This is a genomic window from Limosilactobacillus galli (assembly GCF_947381495.1).
Classification (GTDB): domain Bacteria; phylum Bacillota; class Bacilli; order Lactobacillales; family Lactobacillaceae; genus Limosilactobacillus; species Limosilactobacillus galli.
Genome location: NZ_CANCWK010000004.1, coordinates 56768 through 79568 on the forward strand (window position 1 = coordinate 56768; position 22801 = coordinate 79568).

Consider the following 22801-nt stretch of genomic DNA (forward strand, 5'->3'; position numbering starts at 1 on the left):
ATGACTTATTCACAAAGAGTTGCTAAGGCATTATTAGACATTCACGCGGTTACCCTGAGCCCCGACAAGCCCTACACGTGGGCAAGTGGTTTGAAGTCGCCAATTTACACGGACAACCGCCTGACGATCTCCTACCCAGATGTGCGCCAGGCCATCTACAACGGGATGGAAGAACAGATCAACCTCCACTTTGCGGATGCGGACGTCATCGCCGGGACTGCCACGGCCGGGATTCCTCATGCTGCCTGGGTTGCCCAGGAGATGGGCCTGCCGCTGGTTTACGTTCGGTCTAAGCCGAAGGACCACGGTCAGGGCCACCAAGTCGAAGGGGTTCTCAAACCCGGTCAAAAGGTCGTGGTGATCGACGACCTGATCTCCACTGGCGGTAGTGTCCTCAATGCAGTCCGGGCAATCAATAACACCGGTGCCCAAGTCATCGGCGTGGTCGCCGTCTTCACCTACCAGCTCCAGGCGGCTGAACAGAACTTCCTGGCCAACGACCTGAAGTACTATGCCGTTACCGACTACACCACCCTAATCAAGGAAGCCCAGGCCACCGACCAGATCAGCGCTGACCATCTGAAGTCTCTCCAACAGTGGCGCGAAGATCCCATGAAGTGGAGCAAGAAACACAGTCTCAACACAGTGGGCTAATCGTCACATTCAGTCAATAGATTTCCACATATAAGTAAACGCGCCATCACCAGCTTTTAAGCCGTGATGGCGCGTTTTTCGCTACCAATAGAGAAAACCGTGCCGGACCTCGGTGGAGGTTGGCACGGGTTATTTCTACCTGAATTAGGATTTACTTAGTCATGTAGTCCCGGGTCATCGGCAGGTTCTTGCCAGAAGCACCCTTAGTGATCAGGTATTGGATCACGTCGATGTTACCGGACTCGAATGAAGCGGCGCAGGCCTGCAGGTAGAGGTCCCACATCCGGATGAAGCGTTCGCCCATCATGTCCTGGATCTGAGCACGGTGAGCGTTGAAGTTTGCGTCCCAGATCTCCAGGGTCCGCTGGTAGTGACGACGCAGCATTTCGATATCGGCGATCTGCATGTGGTTCTCTTCAATGTGTTGAACCATTTCGACCAGGCCGGGAACGTAGCCGCCAGGGAAGATGTATTTGTTGATCCAGCCGTTGTAGGCCCCACCCTGTTGCCGGGTGATTCCGTGGATCAGGGCTACCCCGTCATCGGTAAGGTAGCGTTGGATATCCTTGAAGTAGAGGCCAAGGTTTTCCTTGCCGACGTGTTCGAACATCCCCACAGAGGTGATGTAGTCCCACTTTTGGTCACCGAGTTCCCGGTAGTCGACCAGCTTAACTTCGGCCACGTCTTCCAGGCCGTCCTTCTTGATCTGTTCCTGGACGAAACGGTACTGTTCCTCACTCAGGGTAACCCCAGTGACCTTCATCCCGTATTCCTTGGCCGCCGTCAGCATCAAAATCCCCCAGCCGCAGCCGATATCCAAGAAGGTCTTGCCCGGCTTTGGGTTGAGCTTCTTTAGGATGTGTTGAACCTTGTCTTCCTGGGCCTTGGTCAGGTCGTCATGGTTGTCACCAGTGAAGTAGGCACAGGAGTAAGTCATCGTGTCGTCGAGCCAGAGCTTGTAGAAGTCGTTACCGACATCATAGTGGCTCTGCACATCGGTTTCACTTTCCTTCTCGGAGTGGCCTTGCTTTGGCAGGAACTTACGGAACTTGGAATTCCGCATGAAGCTGCTGGTACTTTCGTAGGCGGATTCGATCAGTTTTTGGATGCTACCCTGGATTGCGATCTTGCCATCCATGTAGGCTTCCCCAAGTGCAATTGAGGCGTTCTTCGTGATGTCACGAATCGGGATCTTTTCCTTGAACGTAACGGTAACCTCGGGTTCGCCGTCACCGTAAACGACACTCGAACCGTCCCAGAAGATGATCTTGACGGGGATGTTGAACGAGTGGCTTAACAGTGACTTGTAGAACGTCTTTTCTAACATTAAAGCATCCTTCTTTCTCAAATAATGCCACTATTATAACACTCAACTTTTAGGGTCGTAACTAAATGGAACAACCAGACCAAAACGTTGCTGAAATTACCCCTTTAGGATTAAAATTAACTAAGTTTATTAGATTTTTGAAGGGTGATGATTAATGTGACTGATGCCTGGCACCGCTTCATCAAGAACGTGGAGCTGCGTCGCTTTGTGGTCCTATTGTTAATCGTGTTTGCACTGTGGATGATGCGGTCGATGATGAACATGATCTTGCTTACCTTTATTTTGACCTTCATCGTGGTGAGCTGGGTCCGCTTTGTCCAGCGGTGGCTGCCGCACTTCTCGACCAAACTGCTGGTGATCCTGACCTACCTGGTCCTCCTGATGCTCCTGTACTTCGGCATAACCAGGTACCTGCCCGTGCTGGTGCACCAGGTGGTCAAGATGGTCAACTCGGTGCTCAAGTTCTACAGTAGTCGGGACGCGACAAACCTCTACCATTACATCAACCAGTACATCAGCTGGTCGACGATTATGGCCCAGGTCCGGCACGGGGTCAGCTTTGCCATCAGTGCGCTGACCAGTATTGGCGCCATCACGGTGACCTTCTTCCTGTCCTTTATTCTGAGCTTCTTCTTTGCCCTGGACCTGCAGGAGACGGCTATCTTCTCAAAGCTTTTCTTGAACAGCACCTTTGGCTGGTTCTTCCAGGACCTGGCCTATTTTGGCAAGAAGTTCGTGAATACCTTCGGGGTGGTCCTCGAAGCTCAATTCTTCATTGCCATCTGCAACACCGCCATCACCACGGTCTGCCTGCTGTTCATGAAGATGCCGCAGATCCTGGCCCTGGCCCTGATTGTCTTTATCTTCAGCCTGGTTCCAGTGGCCGGGGTAATTATCTCGACAATCCCCCTCAGTCTGGTGGCCTACTCGGTCGGTGGGATCCGTGACGTCATCTACATTATTATCATGGTGATCGTTATCCACGCCCTGGAAGCCTATGTCCTCAACCCGAAGTTCATGTCGAGCCAGACCGACCTGCCGATCTTCTATACCTTCATCGTCCTCCTGGTCGGTGAGCATTTCTGGGGAACTTGGGGTCTGATTGTCGGGGTCCCAATCTTTACCTTCCTGTTGGATATCCTGGGGGTAAAGTCAATCCACCAGGGATCACGATTGCGGCGATGTGCAGCTGCAAATCCTGGCAGTGAAAAATAAAATTCGGAAATTAACCTTTACTTATCACTAAGATTACAGTATCTTAATGATATATCCTTATATTAAATAGTATTTCACATTTTTTTGTTCGTATTTCAAGGAGGAAGCCAACGATGATGACTGATATTGAGATTGCCGATCGCGCGGAAATGAAACCGATCAAGGAAATTACTGCCCAGATTGGCCTGGGCGAGGATGACATCGAACAGTACGGCAAGTACAAGGCGAAGATCACGCTGCCAGTCAAGGCCCATCCAGATAAGAAGCACAAGCTGGTCCTGGTAACGTCAATCAACCCGACCCCGGCCGGGGAAGGGAAGTCAACGGTCCTGGTGGGACTCGGTGACGCCATGAACCAGCTGGGCCATCAGACCATCATCGCCATGCGGGAACCATCGATGGGCCCTGTCTTCGGGATCAAGGGGGGTGCTACTGGTGGTGGTTACAGCCAAGTAGTTCCAATGGAAGACATCAACCTCCATTTCACCGGTGACCTCCATGCCCTGACCAGCGCCAATAACACCCTGGCGGCCCTGGTGGATAACTACATTATGCGAGGAAACGAACTGGGACTTGATCCCCGCCGGATCATATGGAAGCGGGTCGAGGACGTCAATGACCGGGCCCTGCGGAATGTCGTTACGGGCCTGGGCGGCATCATACAGGGGGTCCCACGGCAAACCGGCTTTGACATCACGGCGGCCTCAGAACTGATGGCCATCCTGTGCCTGTCTACCGACCTGATGGACCTGAAGAAGCGGGTGGGCCGGATCGTGGTTGGTTACACCTATGACAAGCAGCCGGTCACGGTGGCCCAACTCCACTTTGCGGATGCCATCACCATCCTGCTCAAGGACGCCATCAAGCCGAACCTCGTCCAGACCCTGGACCACACGCCGACGATCATTCACGGGGGTCCATTTGCCAACATCGCCCACGGCTGCAACAGTGTCCTCGCTACTAAGACCGCCTTGCAACTGGCGGACTACACTGTCACTGAAGCCGGCTTCGGTGCCGACCTGGGGGCCGAGAAGTTCATGGACATCAAGGAACGAGTCCTGGGCAAGAACCCTGATGCCGTAGTAATCGTCGCTACGGTCCGGGCCCTTGAATACAACGGCGGGGCCAAGTTAGCCGATCTGAAGGAAGAACACCTGCCAGAACTGAAGGCCGGGCTGGCGAACCTGAACCGCCACATCAAGAACATGCAACGGTACGGGGTGCCATTGGTTGTCGCTATCAACCACTTTGTGAGCGACACGGACGCCGAGATCCAGATGATTAAGGACAATTGCCAGCAGCTCGGGGTCAACGTGGTCACGGCGGATGCCTGGGCCAAGGGTGGTGCCGGTACTCAGGACCTGGCGAAGGAAGTTGTCCGGCTGGCTGACCAGGACAGCGACTTCCATGAACTCTATAGTCTCGATGCAACGCCAGCAGAAAAGGTTGAAACCATCGCTACTAAGATCTACGGGGCCAAGAAGGTTGAATTCAGTCGCAAGGCCCAGCGCCAGCTTAAGCAGTTTAGCGAATTAGGCTGGGACAAGCTGCCGGTCTGCATCGCTAAGACCCAGTATTCCTTCACCGATGACAAGAACTTGCTGGGCGCGCCGGAAGACTTCACCTTCCACATTCGGGAGTTCGTGCCAAAGCTCGGTGCCGGCTTCATCGTGGCCCTGTCTGGTAACATGATGACTATGCCGGGGCTATCAAAGGTGCCAGCTGCGGTTAATATGATGATCGACGCGGACGGCAAGATCACCGGATTGTTCTAGATTTGAAATTCAAAAGGGAGCCGAGACTGCTCCCTTTTATTTTGCTTGCGAATAATACGAACTATATTGCACTAGATATAATAAAAGTTCGATAAAACTATTGAAGTTGAATGCTAGCTTTGTTATCTTTAAAGCAGATTTAAGGAGGAATCAAAGATGAGTCAGATTAGTGTGGTAATGGGTAGCAAGTCCGACTGGCCAACCGTTAAGGAAGCCTGCCAGATCCTCGATCAGTTTGGTGTTGACTATGATAAGAACGTCATTTCCGCCCACCGGATGCCGGACGAAATGTTTGCCTTTGCGAAGGGGGCCGTGGCCAATGGAACCAAGGTGATCATTGCCTGTGCCGGCGGGGCTGCCCACCTGCCGGGGATGATCGCCGCCAATACGCCGCTGCCAGTCATCGGTATTCCGGGGCAGACCCGGGCCCTCGGCGGGATGGACTCCCTGCTGTCAATTGTTCAGATGCCGGCTGGAATTCCGGTCGCTACGACGGCCATTGGGGTTGCGGGCGCTAAGAATGCGGCATTGCTGGCACTGCAGATTCTGGGAATTACCGACCAGAAGATTCAGGACCAGATCGTCGCCTACCGGAAGCAGATGCACGACCAGGCGGCAGAAAGCGGGGCGCACCTTGACTAAGATGATTCAACAGGGCCAGACGATTGGGATTATCGGCGGGGGCCAACTCGGTCAGATGATGGCCCTCGATGCTAAGCAGACTGGGATGAAGGTCATCGTCCTTGACCCGACTCCCGCCTGTCCAGCCGGTCAGGTCGCGGACGACCAGATCGTCGCTCCCTACGCCGATGTCAAGGCAATTACGGAACTGGCCCGGCGTGCGGATGTTCTGACGTACGAATTTGAAAATGTCGACCTTAATGCCCTAGAAGACGTGGCAGATAAGGCCTATGTTCCGCAAGGGCCCCACCTCCTCTACACGACCAAGAACCGGATTCGGGAAAAGACCTTTCTGCGCAATGCCGGCCTGCAGACGGCCCCCTTCATGGCGGTCAAAAATGCGGCTGACCTGAAAAAGGCAGTCGCCGAGATCGGCTACCCGAGTGTCCTCAAGACTTGCGAGGGCGGCTACGACGGTCATGGTCAGGAGGTCCTGCACAGTGATGCTGACTTGGCAAAGTGCGCGGGAATCCTCTCGACTAAGGACGCCATTCTGGAAGGCTGGGTCCCGTTTAAGCTCGAGTGTTCCGTGATGGTGGCCCGCAACGAAAACGGTGAAGTGACCGTCTTCCCCGTTTCCGAAAATATCCACCACAACGAGATCCTCCACCTCAGCATTGTGCCCGCCCGGATCAGTCCGGCGCTGCAGAAAAAGGCCCAGGAGATGGCGGTTAAGATCGCTCATGCCATCGGCCTGCGCGGGATCCTGGGGGTTGAGATGTTCGTCACCGCCGATGGCCAGATCTACATCAACGAACTGGCACCGCGGCCGCACAATTCCGGCCACTACTCGATTGAGGCCTGCAACTTCTCCCAGTTTGCAATCCATAACCGGGCGATCTGCAACTGGCCATTGCCGCAGATTAAGCTCCTCCAGCCGGTGGTGATGGTCAATGTCTTAGGCCAGCACGTCGCCGGTATCCGCCAGCAGATCGCTAAAAAGCCTAACTGGCATTTCCATGACTACGGAAAGGCGGAGATTCGCCACAACCGGAAGATGGGGCACGTGACCATCCTGACTGATGATATCGAAGCTACCTTGGAAGAAATTGACAATACTGGGATCTGGCAGGAATAAAGTTCGCCTTTACGCCGAATGGTAACCTGTGCGATAATGATGAGGAATAAGAATAGAGAGGATTTTTAACTGATGATTGATCGTTACACAAGTCCAGAGATGAAGAAGATTTGGAGTCTGGAAACCCAGTACCAATGCTGGCTGGAAGTCGAGATTGCGGCCGACGAAGCCTGGAGCAAGCTGGGCCACATTCCGGCAGAGGATGTTGAGGAGATCAAGAAGAATGCCAAGTTCAGCGTGGAAGGGATCGCCGAGATCGAGGCTGTTACCCACCACGATGTGATTGCCTTTACCCGGGATGTCTCCAAGTCCCTCGGTCCGGAACGGAAGTGGGTCCACTACGGTATGACCAGTACCGACGTGGTTGATACTGCTCAAGGGCTGCGGTTGAAAAAGGCGAACGATATCATCCGCCAGGACATCGATAACTTCATGGATGTGCTGAAGGAAATGGCCGAGAAGTACAAGTACACCGTCTGCATGGGCCGGACTCACGGGGTGCACGCGGAACCGACGACCTTTGGGCTGAAGGCGGCCCGCTGGTACTCCGAGATGAAGCGGAACAAGGAACGGTTCGAACACGCTGCCCGCGGGGTTGAAGCCGGGAAGATCTCCGGTGCGGTCGGCACCTTCGCGGAAATCAATCCTTTCGTTGAAAAGTACGTCTGCGACAAGCTCGGTCTGCGGGCCCAGGAGATCTCAACCCAGGTCCTGCCTCGTGACCTGCACGCCGAATACATCGCCACGATTGCCCTGATCGGGACCAGTATGGAAGAGATGGCCACCGAGATTCGTTCTCTCCAACGAACCGAAATCCACGAGGTCGAGGAACACTTCGCCAAGGGGCAGAAGGGTTCTTCCGCCATGCCACACAAGCGGAACCCAATCGGCTCCGAGAATATCTGCGGCTGTGCCCGGGTCCTGCGGGGCTACATGACGCCGGCCTACGAAGACGTTTCCCTCTGGCACGAACGGGACATCTCCCATTCCAGTGCAGAACGGATGATCCTGCCAGACGCTACCTCACTGATCGACTACATGCTGCGGCGCTTTGGCCGGATCCTGAAGAACCTCGACGTCTTCCCAGAGACGATGAAGAAGAACATGGAGAAGACCCTGGGCCTGATCTACTCTGGCCGGGTCCTGCTCAAGCTGGTCAACTCCGGGATGTCCCGGGAGTCTGCCTACGACCTGATCCAGCCATACACTGCCAAGTGCTGGGCTGAACAGATCCCATTCCGGCCACTCCTGGAGGCGGACCCAACGATCCAGAAGCAGCTGACCAAGCAAGACCTCGATGATGCCTTTGATTACCACTGGCACCTCCGTCACGTTGATGATATCTACAAGCGGATCGGCTTGGACTAATTGCAATTAGTAAAAAATGGTTTATGACAATTTTTGCCATGGACCATTTTTTAGTTTGATTAATTAGCCAGCGTGTTGAGATGACTCGCTGGTTATTTTTGTTTTAAATAAAACACGAACTTTAATGTGAAAAATATTTACTTCGTTCCTAGAAACTATTGAAAAAGCTCAACCTGCTTGTTATACTTACTCCATAAATAGCGAATGGTTTTGCACTATTTTAATTTATTGTTCGTATTTTAATTTAGAAGGAGACAACTGAGTGATGGAAAAGTTACTGTACACCGGTAAAGCAAAACAGATGTGGCAAACGGATGATCCCGAAGTCCTGCGGGTGGTCTACATGGACCAGGCAACCGCACTGAATGGGAAGAAGAAGGACCACTTCGCCGGCAAGGGGGCCGCTGCCAAGGGGATCTCGGACCTGGTCTTTAACTACCTGATTGAACACGGGATTGCGACCCACTTCATCAAGCAGCTGTCGCCAACCGAGGACCTGGTCAAGAAGTGCCAGATGTTCCCCCTGGAATTTGTCACCCGGAACGTTATCGCGGGCCACTTCGCCAGCCGTTACGGTCTGAAAGAGGGCAAGGTGCTGGCGGAACCGGTTGAGGAAACCTTCTACAAGAGTGATGAACTCGATGATCCATTCATCAACGAGTCCGCCACGATTGCCCTGGGCATTGCCAGTCACGCCGACCTGGAGAAGATGTGGAGCTTCTGCCGGGAGGTCAACGCCCTGCTCAAGCCGCTCTTTGAAAAGGCCGGGATGCAATTAGTCGACTTTAAGCTCGAATTTGGTCGCCTTGCTGACGGTCAGATTGTCTTGGCCGATGAGTTCTCCCCAGATAACTGCCGGTTATGGGACCTCAAGACCGACCAGCACCTCGACAAGGATGTCTATCGGCGCAAGCTCGCCGATCTGACCAAGACCTACGACGAAGTATTGGACCGGCTGAAGGGTGCCCTAGGAAAGGAGAACTAATTATGACAAACGTTCGGATTTTCGTAACTTACAAGCAATCAGTGTTTGATCCTCAGGGCGAGACGATCAAGGACGCCATCCACAGTCTGGGCCACGATGAGGTCACCGCGGTCAAGGTGGGGAAGTTCTTCGACGTCACGATCGATGCCACCGGGGACGCCGTTGATAAGACCGTCAAGGAGATCGCCGACCAGCTGCTGGTCAACTTCAACATGGAGACCTACCGCTACCAAGTACTGGAGGAAGCAGAATGAAAATCGCCGTAATTGTTTTTCCGGGTTCGAACTGTGATGTCGACCTGTATGAAGCATTGGGCAGTGTCTGTGGCGCGGACGTCGAGTACGTCTCCCACCACGAGCACAGCCTGGCGGGCTTCGATGCAGTGATGTTGCCGGGGGGCTTTTCCTACGGTGACTACTTGCGTGCCGGGGCAATTGCCCGTTTCACCAACATCATGCCGGCAATTATCAAGATGGCCAATGAAGGCAAACCGGTCTTTGGCACCTGCAACGGGTTCCAGATTCTGACTGAAGCGGGCCTGCTGCCGGGAGCACTGAAACGTAACGACAGCCAGCGCTTCGTCTGCAAGACCGTCCCGCTGGAAGTGGTCAATAATCAGACCCTGTTCACGAGCCAGTACCAGCCGCATGAACGGATCAACTTACCAATTGCTCACGCCGACGGGAGCTTTTACGCCGACCAGGCCACCCTGGATCGGCTGGAGGCTAACCACCAGGTCGTCTTTCGTTATGCAGAGGAGAATCCAAATGGTAGTTTGCGAAATATTGCTGGAATTACTAACCAGCGTGGCAACGTTCTGGGAATGATGCCACATCCCGAACGCGCGGTTGAAGCAATCTTAGGAAACACTGATGGCTTGCGGCTGTTCAAGTCGCTGCTGGCTAACGGACGTGTGAAAGTGGGGGAATAAGCAATGGAGCAGGCAATGACGCCCGAAGAGATCAAAGAACAGAAGCCGTACCTGGACTGGAGCCTGAGCGAGGACGAGTACAACTACATCAGTGAAAAGCTGCTCGGCCGGCTGCCCAACTACACCGAAACCGGTCTGTTTGCGGCGATGTGGAGCGAACACTGCTCCTACAAGAAGTCCAAGCCGGTTCTCCGCCTCTTTCCGAACAAGAGCGACCGGGTTATCCAGGGCCCTGGCGAGGGTGCCGGGGTTGTGGACATCGACGACGGTCAGGCGGTGGTCTTCAAGGCCGAGAGTCATAACCACCCAACCACGGTTGAACCCTACCAGGGGGCCGCAACTGGGGTCGGTGGCATCCTGCGGGACATCTTCAGTATGGGGGCCCGGCCAGTAGCATCGCTCGACTCACTGCACTTTGGCGAGCTCGACAATGCAACTACCCGGATGAAGGTCGATGGCACCGTTCGCGGGATCGGTGATTACGGTAACTGCATGGGAATTCCAACAATTGCCGGTGAGACCACCTTTGACCCCTGCTACCAGGGCAATGTGCTCTGCAACGCAATGAGTGTCGGTCTGATGGACCAGAAGGATATCCAGCAGGGGAAGGCCGCCGGGGTCGGCAACGCTGTGATGTACGTCGGTGCTAAGACCGGCCGGGACGGCATTCACGGGGCTACCTTTGCCTCCGCAGACTTCAGCGACGAAAACGCCACCCAACGGTCCGCCGTCCAGGTTGGTAATCCCTTCATGGAAAAACTCCTGCTGGAGGCCTGCCTGGAACTGATTACCAAGCACCCCGACTGGCTGGTCGGAATCCAGGACATGGGGGCCGCCGGAATTGTTTCCTCCAGTGCCGAGATGGCCTCAGAAGGGAAGAGCGGCATGGACCTCGACTTAGACCTGGTTCCGCAACGGGAAACCGGGATGTCCGCCTACGAGATCATGCTGAGCGAATCCCAGGAGCGGATGCTGCTCTGCGTTAACAAGGGCCACGAGGAAGATGTTAAGAAGATCTTTGACTTCTACGACCTCGATGCCGTTACGATCGGGCGGATCACGACTGGTCACCAGTACGTTCTCCACCACGATGGCCAGGTGGTCTGCGACATTCCGGTTGCCAGCCTGACTGATGATGTCTTAGAAGAAGCCAGCGAAGAGCGTAAACCGGCCCGGATCACTGCGGCTGAACAACAACCGGCCTGGCAGCCCCAGATTGATGATCCGGCTGCCACCTTGAAACAACTGCTTGCTCAGTCGACCATTGCCGACAAGAGCAGCTTCTACCAGCAGTATGATTCCCAAGTCCGGACCTCGACCGTGGTCGGCCCCGGAAGTGATGCGGGAGTCCTGCGAGTGCGCGGTACCCACAAGGGCCTGGCAATGACCACCGATGGCAACGGCCGCTTCGTCTACCTCAATCCCGAGGTGGGTGGCCAGATGGCGTTAGTGGAAGCTGCCGCCAACATCATTTCAGCCGGCGCCCAGCCCCTGGCGATCACTGATTGTCTGAACTATGGTGATCCGAACGATCCGGAGATTTTCTGGGAACTCCACCAGTCAGTTAAGGGGATGGCCGCAGCCTGCCGGACCTTCGACACGCCGGTGATTTCCGGGAATGTCTCCCTGTACAACGAGAACAATGGTCAAGCCATTCACCCAACACCGATGGTCGGAATGGTCGGCCTGATCAAGAACATTGACCGGGTGGTTCCAAGCTTTGTCCAGCATGCCGGTGACCGGGTTTACCTGGTTGGCCAAACTCGCGATGACTATGCCGGTTCGGAGTTGCAGAAGATGCTGACGGGCGAGATCAGTGGGGTCGTTCAATTCTTCGACCTTGACCGGGTACACGACTACATGACCCGCCTGCTGCACACGATGGAGAATGGGCACGTGGCCAGCTGCCACGATCTTAGCGAGGGTGGCCTCGGGGTGGCCCTGGCAGAGACCCTCTTTAAGACTGACCGAGGATTAAGCCTCAATCTCCGCCACCTAACTGGGGCCCAGCTGTTCAGCGAGACGCCGGGACGCTTCGTGGTGACGGTGCGGCCCGACCACGCAGCAGCGTTTGAGCAGGACCTCGGTGATGCCGCCCAGCTAGTCGGCGAAGTTACTAACACCCATTGGTTAGAAGCCCACCTGGCTAACAGTGAATTGAACCTCAACATTGATGAGTTACAGCAGATCTGGGAGGAGGCAATCCCGTGCCTAATGAAATCAAAGGACTAAATGAAGAATGTGGGGTCTTTGGCGTCTTCGGGGCCCCAGATGCCGCCCATCTGACCTACTACGGCCTCCATACTCTGCAACACCGGGGGCAGGAGGGGGCCGGAATCGTGTCGACTGATGGTGAAAACCTCTACCAGCACCGTGACCGTGGACTGCTGGCCCAGGTCTTCGCCGACCCGGCCGAGCTCAAACGGCTGGTTGGCGACTCTGCCATTGGACACGTCCGTTACGGTACCAGCGGTCATAATTCGATCGCCAACGTCCAGCCCTTCCTCTTTCGTTTCCATGACGGGGACATCGCCCTGGCTCACAACGGCAACCTGACCAATGCCGTTACCCTCCGTCGCCAGCTAGAGGACGACGGGGCGGTTTTTCAATCGGATTCGGACACGGAAATCCTGATCCACCTGATCCGCAAGCACATCCGGGAAGGCTTTATTCCCGCCCTCAAGAAGAGCCTTAATCAGGTGCACGGCGGTTTTGCCTTCCTGCTCCTGCAAAAGGATCGGCTGGTGGCGGCACTGGATCCCAATGGCATTCGGCCCCTTTGTATCGGCCAGCTGGCCAACGGTGCCTATGTGGTGGCCAGTGAGACCTGCGCCCTCGACATCGTTAACGCCAGCTTTGTCCGTGATGTCCAACCAGGGGAGCTGATCGTGATCGACCGGGACGGCCTGCACATCGACCACTACACCACCGATACCCGCTTGGCGATCTGCTCAATGGAATATATCTACTTTGCCCGTCCTGACTCCATCATCCACGGGGTGACGGTGCACAACGCCCGCAAGAAGATGGGGCGGCTGCTGGCCCGTGAGCACCCGGTTGATGCTGACATGGTGATCGGGGTGCCAAACTCCTCACTTTCCGCGGCCAGTGGTTATGCCGAAGAGTCCGGCCTGCCATATGAGATGGGGCTGATTAAGAGCCAGTACGTGGCCCGGACCTTCATCCAGCCGACCCAGGCCCTTCGTGAGCAGGGAGTGCACATGAAGCTCTCCGCTGTTCGTGGGGTTGTCAGTGGTAAACGGGTGGCTGTGGTCGACGACTCCATCGTCCGCGGCACAACCTCTAAGCAGATCGTCAAGATGCTCCGTGATGCCGGGGCCAAGGAAGTTCACCTGTTGATCTCGTCCCCACCGTTCCGTTTTCCATGCTTCTACGGGATCGACATTTCAACCCGGTCGGAACTGATGGCGGCGCACTACTCGGTTGAGGAGATGCGCCAGCAGATCGGGGCCGACAGCCTGAACTTCCTGAGCGTCGCCAGTCTGATCAAGGCCATCAGCGTGCCCGATGCTGGGGATGCCCCTGATGGCGGGCTGACGGTGGCCTACTTCACGGGGAAGTACCCGACCCCGCTCTATGACTACGAGGCTGGGTACCTGAAGTCGCTGAATGAACAGGAATTGCGTGCGCAAAGGAGGCAGTGAGGATGAATCGATACCAAGAAGCGGGCGTTGATGTCAACGCGGGCTATGAGCTAGTCCGCCGCATCAAGTCTGCTGTTAAGTCCACCGCACGACCGGGGATGATGACTGGAATCGGGAGCTTTGGCGGCATGTTCGATTTAGGCGCGTTACACGTGAAACATCCCGTGCTGGTTTCCGGTACCGATGGGGTGGGGACCAAGCTGCTGCTCGCCCAAAAGCTGGATAGGCACGACACGATCGGTATTGACGTCGTAGCAATGTGTGTCAACGACGTCCTGGCCCAGGGTGCCGAACCGCTCTACTTCTTGGACTACATTGCCACGGGTCATAATAACCCAGCCAAGATGGCCGCGATCGTCAAGGGGGTAGCAGCAGGCTGCCGTGACGCCGGGGCTGCCCTGGTCGGTGGTGAGACCGCCGAGATGCCAGACATGTATGCCAAAGAAGAATATGACCTGGCTGGCACCATTACCGGGGTTGCCGAGAAGGACCACCTGCTGACAGCCGAACTGCCCCAAGATGGCGATGTCCTGCTGGGCCTCCCGTCCAGTGGTCTCCACTCTAACGGCTTTTCCCTGGTGCGGCAGATCCTCTTCAAGGATCACGACGTTCAATTGACCGACCGCCCTGCAGCACTGGGTGGTCAGACGGTGGGCGACGTCCTGCTGACCCCGACTAAGATCTATGTCCGTCAGGTCTTGCCGCTGGTGCGGGCTGGCCTGCTCCACGGGATTAGCCACATTACCGGCGGCGGCCTGATCGAAAATGTGCCCCGGATGTTTGGCGACCGGCTTCAGGCGGTGATTGACAGTCAATCCTGGCCGCGGTTGCCGATTTTCGAATACCTGAAGGACCTCGGCCGCCTCGATCCGGCGGACTGTTTCCAAACCTTTAACATGGGGATCGGCATGGTTCTGGCTGCAGCGCCGACCCAGGCCACGACTGTTCAGCGGCGGTTGCAGGATGCTGGTCAAAATAGCTACCCAATCGGTCGGCTGCGACAACGGCCGGCGGATGAAGCAAAGATTGTAATTAAGTGAGGCGTTTGAGATGAAAATCGCAATTTTAGCGTCTGGTAACGGGACCAACTTCGAAGTCCTGGCCAAGCATTTCCAAGCAGGCGACCTCCCCGGTGAGCTGGCCCTGCTCTTTTGCAATCACCCGGATGCGCCGGTGATGGCCCGGGCAAAGCGCCTGGGCGTCCCCGCCGTCAGTTTTACCGTCAAGTCCTGTGGCGGCAAGGCGGCTTACGAGGAGAAACTATTAGCCGTCCTTCAGGAGTATCAGATTGATTTCATCGCCCTGGCTGGTTACCTCCGGGTGGTGGGACCAACGATCCTGGAACATTACGACCACCGGATCATCAACCTTCACCCGGCCTGGTTGCCTGAATATCCCGGCCTCCACTCGATTGAACGGGCCTTTGCTGACCATCGTTCCCAAACTGGGGTGACGGTCCACTACATTGACGCCGGCCTGGATTCCGGCCCAATCATTGCCCAGTGTCACGTCCCCATTCTAGAGACGGACACGGAGGAAAGCCTGGAGCGTCGGGTTCACGATACTGAACACCAGCTTTACCCGTTAGCATTGAAACAAGCGTTGACTGCATTGAACAAAAAGGAGAATTAACTCATGAAACGTGCATTGGTAAGTGTATCTGATAAGACAAACCTGGTTTCCTTCGTCAAGGGACTGGCCGCAAACGGCTACGAGATTGTTTCGACCGGTGGAACCAAGAAGGTCCTCGATGACGCTGGCATTTCAACCATCAGTATTGAAGACGTTACTCACTTCCCAGAGATCCTCGACGGCCGGGTTAAGACCCTGAACCCGTACGTTCACGGCGGTCTGCTGGCCCGGCGCGAACTGCCGGAACACATGGCCACTTTGAAGAAGCTCAACATCACCCCAATCGACCTGGTCTGCGTCAACCTCTACCCATTTAAGGAGACGATTGAGAAGCCGGGTGTCAAGCTGGCCGATGCCATTGAAAACATCGATATCGGTGGCCCATCGATGGTGCGGTCCGCTGCCAAGAACTACCGCGACGTAACTGTCGTGGTTGACCAGGCCGACTATGACACGGTGCTGGGCGAGATCAAAGATGGCGGCGACACCACCCTGGATACCCGGGCCAAGCTGGCAGCCAAGGCCTTCCGCCACACTGCCGCCTACGATGCCCTGATCTCCCAGTACCTGACCAAGCAGGTCGGCCTGGAGGACCCTGAACAACTGACGATGACCTGGGACCTGAAGGAAACGATGCGCTACGGGGAAAACTCACACCAGAAGGCCTGGTTATACGAAGATGCCCTGCCAAAGAGCTACTCCGTCCTGAGTGCTAAGCAGCTGCACGGGAAGAAGCTTTCCTACAACAACATCAAGGACGCCGACGAGGCCCTGCGCTGCATCCGGGAGTTTGATGAACCAACCGTGGTCGCCATGAAGCACATGAACCCGTGTGGAATTGGCCGCGGTGAAACCCTTGAACAGGCCTGGGACCGGGCCTACACCGCCGACCCCGTTTCGATCTTCGGTGGGGTGATCGCCCTTAACCGCCGGGTCGACCTGGCAACGGCCCAGAAGATGCACAAGATCTTCCTGGAAATCGTGATTGCCCCCGGCTTTGACGACGATGCCTACGCAATCCTGGCCAAGAAGAAGAATATCCGCCTGCTCAGCCTGGACTTCTCTAAGAAGGACGAACCAGCCCGCCACGAACTGGTCACCGTCATGGGTGGGGCCCTGATGCAGGAACAGGATACCCTAAAGGAGGACTACCACGACTGGAAGTGCGTCACCGATGTCCAGCCAACCGAGGAACAGCTCAAGAACCTGATGTTTGCCTGGAAGGCCGTCAAGCACGCCAAGTCCAACGCCATTGTCCTGGCCAACGACGAGCGGACCCTGGGTGTCGGCGAGGGTCAGCCGAACCGGATTGACTCCCTGAAGATCGCCGTCAAGCACGCTGGTGACGCGATCGATGACCGGACCGTCATGGCCTCAGACGCCTTCTTCCCGTTCGGTGACTGTGTCGAATACGCCGGTAAGCACGGGATCAAGGCTGTTGTTCAACCAGGCGGCTCCATTCGGGACCAGGAGTCAATCGACATGGCAAACAAGTATGGAATTGCGATGGTGACGACCGGTATTCGTCACTTCCGTCACTAGAATAGGCTGGGGTGTCATAAATGGTAGAAGAAGTAAACGTACTAGTTGTTGGCGAGGGTGGTCGTGAATTTGCCATCGCCCGTAAACTCCAGGAGAGTCCCCGGGTTAAACAGGTCTACTGCGCGCCCGGCAACGTGGGGATGCCGGCAGTCGGCGTCCAGCCGGTGGGCATTGCCGAAACTGACTTTGCCGGCCTGATCCGCTTTGCCAAGGAGCACCAGGTAACCTGGACTTTTGTGGGCCCCGAGGACTGCCTGGTCGACGGGATCGTCGATGACTTCCGGGCGGCGGGCCTGCTGGCGTTTGGTCCGACTGCCCGGGCGGCCCAGCTGGAGGGCTCCAAGGACTATGCCCTCAATTTCATGAATAACTACGGGGTACCAACCGCCCGCCATGCCTCCTACCGTGACCAGGCCAGTGCCATTGCCAACGTCGACCAGTTCGGCTTTCCGGTGGTGATTAAGGAAAACGGCCTGGCTGGGGGCAAGGGGGTCGTGATCGCCCCAGACAAGGAAACTGCTGTCCAGACAATCAAGGAGATGTTCGATCGTGGGCAGGCCCGGCTGGTGTTGGAAGAATGCCTGACGGGTCCCGAATACTCTATGTTTGTCCTCTTGAGCGATGACCAGTACCGGATCCTGCCGATGGCCCAGGACCATAAACGGGCCTTTGACGGTGACCGCGGCTCTAACACCGGGGGCATGGGTGCCTATAGTCCGCTGCCCCAGCTGAGTGCAGCCGACCGCCAGGCGATGATCGACCAGGTGGTGGAACCGACTGTTCATGGCTTAGTAGCGGGAAATTATCACTACCATGGCATCCTCTATATCGGCCTGATTATGACCCCGGCTGGCCCTAAGGTGATCGAGTACAACGTTCGCCTGGGAGACCCCGAGACTCAGGTGATCCTGCCGCGGCTGAAGACCGACCTCTTTGAGCTGGTGGATGCCGCACTGCATGATCAACCGCTGCCGGCAGTGGCGGTTAATCCGGCTGCCTGCCTGGGCGTCGTGCTGGCTTCCAAGGGCTACCCGACCAATCCGCTGCACGGGCAGCCCCTCGGTCGTCTGCCTCAAGCGGCGGGAATTGACCTGGACTACGCCAACGTCACTGGCAGCTTAGATAACCTCCGGGGCAACGGCGGTCGTCTGCTGATGGTGCTCGCGCAGGCGGATAACCTGCAGGCGGCGCATGACCGGGTTTACAACTACCTGGCGAATCTGGATGAGCCGGATTGTTTCTACCGTCACGACATCGGTGCCAAGGCCGGATTAAATTAATTATAAGAAGACTCCCAACTGCTATTGGCTGGGAGTCTTTCTTACTACAATGGACTTACTAAATAAAGAAATGAGGAGATGACGATGAGAAAAAATAATAACCGCCTGATTGGCCTGACAGTACTAGCCGTTGTAATCATGCATATCCTGGCCGAAAGCAATCTGCTGGCCGCCGGCTGGTCACGCGTCCTTGACACGGCCGCCTCGCTGCTGGTGGTGGTTACCATTGCCTACATTGCCCTGGGCAAGCACGCCAACGTGAGCATCCTCAGCGGTTCCCGGCGCGAACTTGCTGGGCGGCACCAAGATTTACCTCGGCCCCGGGGATGGTCAGGTGGTGATCGATGCCAGCTTCATCAATATCATGGGTGGCGGCGATATCTACCTGCCGGCCGGCTAGCGGGTGGAGGACCATTCACTGAAGCTGCTCGGCGGGGTAACCGATAAGCGGTGTACCCATGTTACCGGCCCGGCGCTGACGATGCGGGTGAGTGGCTTCCTCCTGTTCGGTGGGGTGACCATCCGGGAGCTTCCTCAGGCGGCGGCCAGCCCAGTATCGTGAGCTGTTTCACGAAAAGCCAGCATTTTGCGGGGCTGCCTATTGGCATTTATCGGTGATTGGATTAAAATGATAAGGAAATGCAATTGCATGGTATTTTAAGAAGAAAGAGGTCAAAGATAATATGGCTAAATTAGTACTGATTCGTCACGGTCAAAGTGAATGGAACCTGGCTAACAAGTTCACTGGTTGGATCGATGTTGACTTGAGCGAAAAGGGTGTTGAACAAGCTAAGGAAGCTGGTAAGGCCCTTAAGGAACACGGGATCGAGTTCGACTACGCTTACACTTCTGTTCTGAAGCGTGCCATCAAGACGTTGCACTACGCTCTTGAAGAATGTGACCAACTTTGGATTCCTGAAACCAAGACTTGGCGTTTGAACGAACGTCACTACGGTGCTCTGCAAGGCCTTAACAAGAAGGCTACTGCTGAAAAGTACGGGGACGAACAAGTTCACATCTGGCGTCGTTCATACGATGTTCTGCCTCCATTGCTGAAGGCTACCGACGAAGGTTCTGCTCTGCACGACCGTCGTTACGCTAACCTGGACCCACGGACTGTTCCAGGTGGTGAAAACTTGAAGGTTACCCTGGAACGGGTTATCCCATTGTGGCAAGACGAAATTGCGCCAAAGCTTTTGGATGGCAAGAACGTTATCATCGCTGCCCACGGTAACTCCCTCCGTGCTTTGAGCAAGTACATCGAAAACATTTCCGACGAAGACATCATGAACTTGGAAATGGCTACTGGTCAACCAGTTGTTTACGACTTCGATGACAAGCTGAACGTTCTCAGCAAGGAAAAGTACTAAAATAGCGACTTTTCGCTAATATAAACTACTGCTGGCCTGTTTGCCCAACCCGCAGCCAGCAGTAAAAGATTCCCGACCATTCTCGATGATCGGGAATTTTCTTATCTTTAAAATTTTGAAAAGATTGAGAAGATCTTTGGGAATGAATTGTGGTCCGAGTCAATTGTGTTATGATGGAAAATAAATTAAATGTAGATGGAGTCGATTTGTTAAGATGAAAAAGCAACATAGTTTACCGTTAAAGAGCTTCATCAAGGAGCTCAAGGCCCTGGTAAAGCCTGATTATCTCAAGGCGATGTGGCCAGTCGGCGGGATTGCCATTATTTTTATTGCCCTGACCTGCATCCTTAGTTTCCTTGCTGCCAGCGTGATGTCATCAATGATGATGAGCGTCATGATGATCATGTATGGGATGGCCTCACCGGTTGCCCTGCTGATGGGACTGTTGGAGGTCCTGGGGGCTGCCGCAATTTCAATTGCCCTGTCCTTCTTCTTCAACTTCTTCATGGTGGCCATCCAGTACACCTACCAGGATCGGCTGGCGCACCCTGAACAGCCGGTCAGTGCCGGTTCCATCTGGATGCACTACAAGCACCTGCGGAAGAACCAGGTATGGCGGATTGCCCTGTACATCGGATTGTTCATCTTCCTGTGGAGCCTGCCGCTGGACATCATCGGCGGCCTGGTCGGCGGGATGACCAAGAGCACCGTTTGGCCGCTGATCATCCGGATCGTCAACGACATCGTGATCCTCTGGAAGGCCCTGGAATACTCCCAGTCCTACTTCCTGTACCGGGAGAAGCAGCCGCAGTTCCTCGGCCAGTCCATGCGGCACGCACTGACGGCCAGCCGGCGGTTCATGGATAGCCGCAAGTGGAACTACCTGTGGATCAACGTGGTCTGCGAGGTACTGCCAGTCCTGATCTGGGTCCTGATCTTCGGTGGGTTGGCCTTCTACGGGAACTACACCGCTACCTATGTTCTGACCTACGTAGGTCTGGCTCTGGTAATCATTGGGATCGCCTGCTACTTACCAGTGATCCTGGCGGCGGGGACTCTGTACTATGTTAAGAGCAAGGATGAACCGGATCCGGTTGACATCGACACGGCCTTCAAGGATACTTTCAAGCCTGTGGCCGAACTGACTGGTGAAGCATATGTTCACGAAGTTTACACGCCTGCTAAGCCCAAGAAGCAACCATCACCAATTGCTAAGAAGGACGACGAACCCAAGCGCGAGGCTAAAAAAGACGAATAAAAATTCTTTAAGGAAGCAGCCGCATTGACTGCTTCTTTTTTGTTTGGCCTTGACATGGTTGTGAGCCAGCTAGTACAATAACGGCAATATCAAAGGCAATGCGTTGGGCATAGTAGCCGGTCTGGTGGACAAGAAGAGAGTTCGCGGTTGTTGCAAGCGGACCAATCCGGGCTGGTAAATTACACCGAACGGGCCTTTCACACTGAACGGATCGTCTCGTTATCGACGGAGAGTGGTGGCCCCCAGCGGGTCGCAATTCAAGGTGGTAACGCGGTAAATCGTCCCTGACTTCAGCAGAAGTTGGGGACTTTTTTAGTATCCGGGACTTTTAATAAAATGGAGGAATGGCAGATGAACATTATTGACGAATTGAAGTGGCGGGGTGCGATCAACCAGGGCACGGACCTTGATGCGTTAAAAGAACTGACGGATAACAATAAGATTGCCCTTTACTGCGGGACCGATCCAACCGGGGACAGTCTCCATATCGGTCACCTGATTCCGTTCATGATCCTTAAACGGTTCCAGCTAGCGGGGCACCACCCGGTTATCATCATTGGTGGGGGTACTGGTGCGATCGGTGACCCGTCTGGGCGGAAGTCCGAACGGCAGCTGCAGACGATGGACCAGGTTCATCATAACGAGGAAGCTCTGACCGCGCAGATGAAGAAGCTCTTCGGGACCGAGAACTTCACGATTGTTAACAACTACGACTGGCTTTCCAAGATCAGCCTGCTGGACTTCCTGCGGGACTACGGTAAGCTGTTCAACATCAACACGATGCTGAACAAGGAAGTTGTCGCTAGCCGTCTGGAAGCCGGGATCTCCTTTACGGAATTCACTTACCAGATTCTGCAGTCCGTCGACTTCCTGCACCTTTACCGGAACAACAATGTCCAGTTGCAAATCGGTGGTTCTGACCAGTGGGGTAACATCACGGCCGGAATTGACCTGATCCACAAGGTTGAAGGTCCTGACACGAAGGTATACGGCCTGACGATTCCATTGATGCTGAAGGCGGACGGTACCAAGTTTGGCAAGACCGCTGGTGGGGCTGTCTGGCTGGATCCGAAGAAGACGTCCCCATACGAGTTCTACCAATTCTGGATTAACCAAGATGACCGGGACGTTGTGAAATACCTGAAGTACTTCACCTTCCTTTCCAAGGAGGAGATCGACGACCTGGCAGAAAAGGTTGAGAAGGAACCTTGGAAGCGGGAAGCCCAACGCCGCCTGGCCGAAGAAGTGACAAAGTTCGTTCATGGTCCGGAAGCAGTTGAAGAAGCCGAACGGATCAGTAAGGCTCTCTTCTCCGGCGATGTTGCCGACCTGTCCGTGGATGAGATTGAACAGGGCTTCAAGAACATGCCATCAGTTGACGTTGAGAATAAGAAGGAAAACATCGTTATCTGGCTAACCGATAACGGAATTGAACCTTCTCGGCGGCAAGCCCGTCAGGATGTTTCCAATGGTGCCATTCGGATCAACGGTGAGAAGGTTGACGATGTTGATGCTGAGATCGATCCAAGTACTCACTTCAACGGTAAGTTTGTGATTGTCCGGAAGGGGAAGAAGCACTACTTCCTGGCCCGGGTAAAATAAATGAAAAATAAATAGTTAATAAAACGACGATTTCTCCATGCTATTCGATGGTGAGATCGTCGCTTTTTTAGTTAAAGTGGAACTTTTGTTTGATATGAGCTATCAATATTTCGTAAATCGTCAGATTTTGGACTGATGACGAGAAATTGGCGGTTGACGGGTAGAGCGATTCACGGTATAGTAGTTTACGTTGTCACGGAGGTTGAGTAATCAACCGGGTTTAGTTAGCAAAATTTGTTGTTGACGAGCTGGTGACAACATGATATATTATTTAAGTTGCTTGTTGTTCAGTAGTTGAGGAAAAGTTCTTGACAGCTTTAGACAACGGTGATAAAATAACTTTGCTAGTTATCTACTAGCGAGGTAGACCTTTGAAAACTGAACAAAGTTTTGACGAACTAAATGTGTAGGGTCTTCAATCACTTCGGTGATTAGAAG

The 22801-nt window shown here is 54.7% G+C and carries 21 protein-coding genes; 20 read left to right on the forward strand and 1 reads right to left on the reverse strand.

Going from position 1 to position 22801, the window contains the following annotated elements:
- Positions 1 to 654 (forward strand): orotate phosphoribosyltransferase, encoded by a 654-nt coding sequence (gene pyrE / locus QOS10_RS01820; RefSeq protein ID WP_283593323.1) that lies wholly within the window; start codon positions 1 to 3, stop codon positions 652 to 654.
- 151 nt (positions 655 to 805) lie between these two features.
- Here pyrE and QOS10_RS01825 read toward each other — a convergent pair whose 3' ends face one another.
- Entirely contained in the window at positions 806 to 1981 is a 1176-nt protein-coding gene (locus QOS10_RS01825; protein WP_283593324.1) for an SAM-dependent methyltransferase, read from the reverse strand.
- A gap of 156 nt (positions 1982 to 2137) precedes the next feature.
- On the opposite strand from QOS10_RS01825, the gene QOS10_RS01830 reads away from it, so the two are divergent.
- From QOS10_RS01830 to tyrS, 19 genes are all read left to right on the forward strand, one after another.
- The gene (locus tag QOS10_RS01830) at positions 2138 to 3196 is read left to right on the forward strand and encodes an AI-2E family transporter (RefSeq protein ID WP_283593348.1); all 1059 of its coding nucleotides are present in this window, start codon (positions 2138 to 2140) and stop codon (positions 3194 to 3196) included.
- Positions 3197 to 3309: 113 nt separating this feature from the next.
- Positions 3310 to 4971, forward strand: a complete 1662-nt coding sequence (locus QOS10_RS01835) for a formate--tetrahydrofolate ligase (RefSeq protein ID WP_283593325.1) — start codon at positions 3310 to 3312, stop codon at positions 4969 to 4971.
- A 156-nt stretch (positions 4972 to 5127) separates the two neighbouring features.
- On the forward strand, positions 5128 to 5613 hold the full coding sequence (purE, locus tag QOS10_RS01840; protein WP_283593326.1) for a 5-(carboxyamino)imidazole ribonucleotide mutase: 486 nt from the start codon (positions 5128 to 5130) through the stop codon (positions 5611 to 5613).
- Position 5614: 1 nt separating this feature from the next.
- Positions 5615 to 6730, forward strand: coding sequence for a 5-(carboxyamino)imidazole ribonucleotide synthase (gene purK, locus QOS10_RS01845; protein WP_283593349.1), 1116 nt, complete (start codon positions 5615 to 5617; stop codon positions 6728 to 6730).
- Positions 6731 to 6802: 72 nt separating this feature from the next.
- Entirely contained in the window at positions 6803 to 8098 is a 1296-nt protein-coding gene (gene purB, locus QOS10_RS01850; RefSeq protein WP_283593327.1) for an adenylosuccinate lyase, read from the forward strand.
- Positions 8099 to 8360: 262 nt separating this feature from the next.
- Entirely contained in the window at positions 8361 to 9083 is a 723-nt protein-coding gene (gene purC / locus QOS10_RS01855) for a phosphoribosylaminoimidazolesuccinocarboxamide synthase (RefSeq protein WP_283593328.1), read from the forward strand.
- Between the two features lie 2 nt (positions 9084 to 9085).
- Positions 9086 to 9337, forward strand: coding sequence for a phosphoribosylformylglycinamidine synthase subunit PurS (gene purS / locus QOS10_RS01860; RefSeq protein WP_283593329.1), 252 nt, complete (start codon positions 9086 to 9088; stop codon positions 9335 to 9337).
- Positions 9334 to 10014 carry a phosphoribosylformylglycinamidine synthase subunit PurQ gene (gene purQ, locus QOS10_RS01865; RefSeq protein ID WP_283593331.1) on the forward strand — a complete coding sequence of 227 codons (681 nt, stop codon included), beginning with the start codon at positions 9334 to 9336 and terminating at the stop codon, positions 10012 to 10014. The genes purS and purQ overlap by 4 nt, the downstream gene beginning before the upstream one ends.
- Before the next feature lie 3 nt (positions 10015 to 10017).
- Complete coding sequence (gene purL / locus QOS10_RS01870) at positions 10018 to 12246, forward strand: phosphoribosylformylglycinamidine synthase subunit PurL (protein ID WP_283593334.1); 2229 nt, start codon at positions 10018 to 10020, stop codon at positions 12244 to 12246.
- Positions 12222 to 13679, forward strand: a complete 1458-nt coding sequence (gene purF, locus QOS10_RS01875; RefSeq protein WP_283593335.1) for an amidophosphoribosyltransferase — start codon at positions 12222 to 12224, stop codon at positions 13677 to 13679. The genes purL and purF overlap by 25 nt, the downstream gene beginning before the upstream one ends.
- A gap of 2 nt (positions 13680 to 13681) precedes the next feature.
- Positions 13682 to 14719 carry a phosphoribosylformylglycinamidine cyclo-ligase gene (gene purM / locus QOS10_RS01880; RefSeq protein WP_283593337.1) on the forward strand — a complete coding sequence of 346 codons (1038 nt, stop codon included), beginning with the start codon at positions 13682 to 13684 and terminating at the stop codon, positions 14717 to 14719.
- A 10-nt stretch (positions 14720 to 14729) separates the two neighbouring features.
- Entirely contained in the window at positions 14730 to 15311 is a 582-nt protein-coding gene (purN, locus tag QOS10_RS01885) for a phosphoribosylglycinamide formyltransferase (RefSeq protein ID WP_283593338.1), read from the forward strand.
- A 3-nt stretch (positions 15312 to 15314) separates the two neighbouring features.
- Positions 15315 to 16853, forward strand: a complete 1539-nt coding sequence (gene purH / locus QOS10_RS01890) for a bifunctional phosphoribosylaminoimidazolecarboxamide formyltransferase/IMP cyclohydrolase (RefSeq protein ID WP_283593339.1) — start codon at positions 15315 to 15317, stop codon at positions 16851 to 16853.
- 20 nt (positions 16854 to 16873) lie between these two features.
- Complete coding sequence (purD, locus tag QOS10_RS01895) at positions 16874 to 18133, forward strand: phosphoribosylamine--glycine ligase (RefSeq protein ID WP_283593340.1); 1260 nt, start codon at positions 16874 to 16876, stop codon at positions 18131 to 18133.
- 84 nt (positions 18134 to 18217) lie between these two features.
- Positions 18218 to 18580 carry a hypothetical protein gene (locus tag QOS10_RS01900; RefSeq protein ID WP_283593341.1) on the forward strand — a complete coding sequence of 121 codons (363 nt, stop codon included), beginning with the start codon at positions 18218 to 18220 and terminating at the stop codon, positions 18578 to 18580.
- The gene (locus tag QOS10_RS01905; RefSeq protein WP_283593343.1) at positions 18537 to 18695 is read left to right on the forward strand and encodes a hypothetical protein; all 159 of its coding nucleotides are present in this window, start codon (positions 18537 to 18539) and stop codon (positions 18693 to 18695) included. The genes QOS10_RS01900 and QOS10_RS01905 overlap by 44 nt, the downstream gene beginning before the upstream one ends.
- A 121-nt stretch (positions 18696 to 18816) precedes the next feature.
- Positions 18817 to 19503 carry a 2,3-diphosphoglycerate-dependent phosphoglycerate mutase gene (locus QOS10_RS01910; protein ID WP_283593344.1) on the forward strand — a complete coding sequence of 229 codons (687 nt, stop codon included), beginning with the start codon at positions 18817 to 18819 and terminating at the stop codon, positions 19501 to 19503.
- A gap of 214 nt (positions 19504 to 19717) precedes the next feature.
- Complete coding sequence (locus QOS10_RS01915) at positions 19718 to 20761, forward strand: hypothetical protein (RefSeq protein WP_283593345.1); 1044 nt, start codon at positions 19718 to 19720, stop codon at positions 20759 to 20761.
- A 351-nt stretch (positions 20762 to 21112) separates the two neighbouring features.
- On the forward strand, positions 21113 to 22363 hold the full coding sequence (gene tyrS, locus QOS10_RS01920; protein ID WP_283593346.1) for a tyrosine--tRNA ligase: 1251 nt from the start codon (positions 21113 to 21115) through the stop codon (positions 22361 to 22363).
- The last annotated feature ends 438 nt before the right edge of the window (positions 22364 to 22801 follow it).

Excerpts from the sequence above, each read along its gene's own strand:
- purK (WP_283593349.1), top strand. The coding sequence starts at position 5,615 with ATGATTCAACAGGGCCAGACGATTGGGATTATCGGCGGGGGCCAACTC.
- QOS10_RS01835 (WP_283593325.1), top strand. The coding sequence starts at position 3,310 with ATGATGACTGATATTGAGATTGCCGATCGCGCGGAAATGAAACCGATC.
- purD (WP_283593340.1), top strand. The coding sequence starts at position 16,874 with ATGGTAGAAGAAGTAAACGTACTAGTTGTTGGCGAGGGTGGTCGTGAA.
- purS (WP_283593329.1), top strand. The coding sequence starts at position 9,086 with ATGACAAACGTTCGGATTTTCGTAACTTACAAGCAATCAGTGTTTGAT.
- tyrS (WP_283593346.1), top strand. The coding sequence starts at position 21,113 with ATGAACATTATTGACGAATTGAAGTGGCGGGGTGCGATCAACCAGGGC.
- pyrE (WP_283593323.1), top strand. The coding sequence starts at position 1 with ATGACTTATTCACAAAGAGTTGCTAAGGCATTATTAGACATTCACGCG.
- purH (WP_283593339.1), top strand. The coding sequence starts at position 15,315 with ATGAAACGTGCATTGGTAAGTGTATCTGATAAGACAAACCTGGTTTCC.
- purM (WP_283593337.1), top strand. The coding sequence starts at position 13,682 with ATGAATCGATACCAAGAAGCGGGCGTTGATGTCAACGCGGGCTATGAG.
- purQ (WP_283593331.1), top strand. The coding sequence starts at position 9,334 with ATGAAAATCGCCGTAATTGTTTTTCCGGGTTCGAACTGTGATGTCGAC.
- QOS10_RS01825 (WP_283593324.1), bottom strand. The coding sequence starts at position 1,981 with ATGTTAGAAAAGACGTTCTACAAGTCACTGTTAAGCCACTCGTTCAAC.
- QOS10_RS01910 (WP_283593344.1), top strand. The coding sequence starts at position 18,817 with ATGGCTAAATTAGTACTGATTCGTCACGGTCAAAGTGAATGGAACCTG.
- purL (WP_283593334.1), top strand. The coding sequence starts at position 10,018 with ATGGAGCAGGCAATGACGCCCGAAGAGATCAAAGAACAGAAGCCGTAC.
- purE (WP_283593326.1), top strand. The coding sequence starts at position 5,128 with ATGAGTCAGATTAGTGTGGTAATGGGTAGCAAGTCCGACTGGCCAACC.
- purN (WP_283593338.1), top strand. The coding sequence starts at position 14,730 with ATGAAAATCGCAATTTTAGCGTCTGGTAACGGGACCAACTTCGAAGTC.
- QOS10_RS01900 (WP_283593341.1), top strand. The coding sequence starts at position 18,218 with ATGAGAAAAAATAATAACCGCCTGATTGGCCTGACAGTACTAGCCGTT.
- purB (WP_283593327.1), top strand. The coding sequence starts at position 6,803 with ATGATTGATCGTTACACAAGTCCAGAGATGAAGAAGATTTGGAGTCTG.
- QOS10_RS01915 (WP_283593345.1), top strand. The coding sequence starts at position 19,718 with ATGAAAAAGCAACATAGTTTACCGTTAAAGAGCTTCATCAAGGAGCTC.